We start from the raw sequence: 3,349 nt of genomic DNA, 5'->3' as shown, positions 1-3,349 counted from the left end.
TTATAAGCGTGTCTACGATGTCACTTTGAGTGCTTTATTGATTCTGGCTTTGTCACCGCTACTACTGATTACTGGCTTGGCCATACTTTTAGAGAGTCGCGGTGGGGTGTTCTTCCACCAGCAGCGTGTTGGTAAAGACGGCCAGGTCTTTAAAATGATCAAATTCCGCTCGATGAGCACCGATGCGAAATTGCATGCACAAGTTGCAGCAATGGAAAGCGATCGCGATGGCGTATGCAGAAAGTTTGTTAACGATCCCCGGGTAACGAAAGTCGGCAACATCATCCGCAAGCTGTCTATTGATGAGCTGCCCCAGTTGATCAACGTTTTGCGCGGCGAAATGTCACTGATCGGTCCACGTCCAGCGCTTATCTCAGAAGTTGAGCAATACACTGACTACGACCGTCAGCGTTTGAATGCACTGCCTGGTATTTCTGGATTGTGGCAGGTATCAGGTCGCGCTGACCTGAGCTTTGAGCAGCAGATTGATCTTGATTTACGTTATATCCGCGAGCGCAACTTGTTCACTGACATTGTAATCACTGCCAAGACTATTCCCGCTGTATTACTGGGTGCTGGCGCCTACTAATATCGCCGAGCTTGGGATTAGTTGCGTAGACCACCGATATAACAAAAGGATTGACTAAAATGAGCTTCTTTGACCCTGATTACACTTCGACAAAAGCGAACACCGTTGCATTTAAGCGTCCTAAAGTGAGTGTGGTAATTCCTATGTACAATGCCGCAGCATACTTACAGGAATGTCTGGATTCGGTAATCGCGCAAACCTTTCGCAATTTTGAAGTGATTTGTGTTGACGATGGTTCGCCGGATAATTGCGCTGAAATTATTAATGCCTGTGACGACGAGCGCGTGATTCTCGTACAACAGCGTAATCGTGGCTTAGCGGGTGCACGTAATACTGGTGTATGTCGCTCAAGCGGTGAATACATTGCGTTTTTGGATTCAGATGATCGCTGGGACCCGCGAAAATTAGAATTTCATGTTGGCCATTTAAATGCGAACCCCGAAGTGGGTGTCAGCTACAGTGCTTCCCAGTTTATGGATGACGACGGTCTGGATATGAGAATTGGTCAGCATCCTAAGTGTGAGGATATTTCTGCTCAGGATATATTTTGCCGTAACCCTGTGGGCAATGGTTCTGCACCAGTTATCCGCCGCGAAACCTTGAATGATATTGAGTTTATCCGTCCTGAGATGGGCCACTACGGTTCGATGTATTTCGATGAAAGTTTTCGTCAATCTGAAGATGTTGAGTGCTGGTTACGTATTGCCCTGTCAACAAAGTGGAAGTTCGCGGGTCTATCTGATGCATTGACGTGGTACCGCGTAAACGGAGAAGGCCTGTCCGCGAATTGGCGTCGTCAACTCGAGTCCTGGGAGCGCTCAGTTGAAAATAACCGGAAGATCGATCCCACATTTGTAGCGGAGTGGGAAGGCTTGGCGCGGGCTTACCAATACCGTTATTTGGCTCGCCGTGCGGTGCAATCGCGTGATTCAGAAAGTGCTAATACGCTGCTTGGTTTAGCGTTTAAGTCAGATAGCCGTATTTTATTGAAAGAGTTTACTAAGACGGCGGTGACTAGCGCTTGCACTTTGTTGTTAGCTACTTTACCGAAAAATCATTACGATAGATTAGAGCGTAAGATGATGGCGATGGCGGCTTAATTCAATGAATGCAACTGCGGTCTTACAAAAGGATGAATTGATGGCTGTACCTCCGATTGGGCGTTTGAGTTTGTCTGTGGTAGTGACCTTGCTGAGTTTAGTTCTTGTCTTATTGGGTAGTCGCGGGGCGGGCTTGAGCTTGGCCGATTTAACTGACGACCCGAGTTTGAGTAATAGTAGGGAGTGGTTTGCGGGTGGTTTGTCTACCTTTGGTTTTATCCTTATGGCCGCGTCATGTGGTGTAGCTTTTTTCTCGGTAAGTCTGAGGAAATTTTTTGTAGTGGGACGGCGCCGCAGTAGTGCTTCATTTTGGATTGGCACCTGCAGTAGCGTGCTATTGATCGATGATGCCTACATGCTTCATGACAGTATTTTTCCTACACTATTGGGTATACCTGAAGTTGTTCCGCAGGTGCTGATTGGTAGTGGTGTGGCTGGGGTATTGTTTTTGTTTCGAAAGGCCATTGCTGAATCTTTTGTATTCGCTATTCCTGCGGTCATCTGTTGGACTTTGTCGGTATTGATCGACGTCGGATTGGATGATTCTGGCTTAGTCGTTTTATTGCTAGAAGATGGCTTTAAATTATTGGGAATTTGTTTTTGGTTACAATTCTGCTGGGATATGGCGAAGCGCAGTGTTGGGCAGATGATTAATCAGAAAAAGGCTGCACTGGGAACTTGAGTGCTCTGAGTTACAGCCTACCATTACTCTTTTAAGATGTAAGGAGTTTTAATTCCCACTTTAGGCGTCGTTTGGGTAGCATGAAGGTGCGATTATCCCGGAGCAGCCGTTTTCCTTCTACTTTTTTCCCTGCGAGAATATTTAACTGCGCGAGATGGAGTAGGTGGTTGGCGGTGACTCTAAGCATATCCTTGCGGCGGCTGTCTTGTGTTGTCTCAGCATAAGCAAGGAGGCGACGACTAAAGGGGCACTCTTCATCGGGCACATTATTGACGCAGGCGCGATTTTCAGATTCCTGTAAATAATAAGTGCATATGGTACGCGAGTAAGCCATTTGCCATTGATAGGCGATGCGTATCCACAGGTCTTGATCTTCGCCAATGGGCTCACCTTCTGGGAACCCCCCAACTTGATCTAATACTGCTTTTGGAATGCAGCAGCTTGAGGGCATGATCGGCACTTCACCGCGACTGGCAACCGCAAAAAAATCGTATTCAAACTGCTCGTGGTCTTTAAGTTGTTTTGGGAAATTCGGCAGAACAGGCGTATCTCGTCCGCTTTTAAAACGATGAGCGTAGGCGGTCGAGTAGGCACCTACAGATGGGAAGCGCGCTATAAGCTCAGATATTTCGCTTAAGAAGTCGCGATCCCAAAGGTCATCACCATCAAGGAAACACAGGTATTCACCGCTGGCGTGAGCGATTCCGGTGTTTCGTGCTTTGGATACACCGCCATTAGTTTGTTTAATTAAGTGAATTCGTGGCTCCTGCTTGTGCATTTCTTCGACAAGACTCGCACCATCGTCTTTTGATCCATCATCCACTACGATTATTTCAAAATCCGATACATGCTGCTGTATTACTGAATAGAGGGTGTCTACGATATGCGCCGCTTTATTGTATAGGGGAATGATAACGGAAAATTGACACTTACTCATAAGGGGTGATTCCAGTTCAGTTGCGCTTTGCGGTAGGCTTC

At 46.9% G+C, this 3,349-nt stretch carries 4 protein-coding genes; 3 read left to right on the top strand and 1 reads right to left on the bottom strand.

Annotation, left to right across the window (positions count from 1 at the left end):
• The 3 genes from ABYT30_RS17390 to ABYT30_RS17380 form a co-directional block, all read left to right on the top strand.
• The coding region (locus ABYT30_RS17390) for a sugar transferase (RefSeq protein WP_373097731.1) at positions 1 to 589 on the top strand (589 nt) is incomplete at its 5' end.
• Positions 590 to 648: 59 nt separating this feature from the next.
• Positions 649 to 1,689, top strand: a complete 1,041-nt coding sequence (locus ABYT30_RS17385) for a glycosyltransferase family 2 protein (RefSeq protein ID WP_373084157.1) — start codon at positions 649 to 651, stop codon at positions 1,687 to 1,689.
• A gap of 40 nt (positions 1,690 to 1,729) precedes the next feature.
• Complete coding sequence (locus tag ABYT30_RS17380) at positions 1,730 to 2,371, top strand: hypothetical protein (RefSeq protein ID WP_373084160.1); 642 nt, start codon at positions 1,730 to 1,732, stop codon at positions 2,369 to 2,371.
• 31 nt (positions 2,372 to 2,402) lie between these two features.
• Here ABYT30_RS17380 and ABYT30_RS17375 read toward each other — a convergent pair.
• Positions 2,403 to 3,349 (bottom strand): glycosyltransferase family 2 protein (locus ABYT30_RS17375; RefSeq protein WP_373097730.1); only part of this gene is annotated, 947 nt, incomplete at its 5' end.

This window comes from Zhongshania sp. (assembly GCF_041623545.1).
Taxonomy (GTDB): domain Bacteria; phylum Pseudomonadota; class Gammaproteobacteria; order Pseudomonadales; family Spongiibacteraceae; genus Spongiibacter.
This window is presented reverse-complemented; position numbering and strand designations above follow the sequence as displayed.

Bases quoted from the DNA above. Each gene is read 5' to 3' on its own strand.
- ABYT30_RS17385 (WP_373084157.1), top strand. From the start codon at position 649: ATGAGCTTCTTTGACCCTGATTACACTTCGACAAAAGCGAACACCGTT.
- ABYT30_RS17380 (WP_373084160.1), top strand. From the start codon at position 1,730: ATGGCTGTACCTCCGATTGGGCGTTTGAGTTTGTCTGTGGTAGTGACC.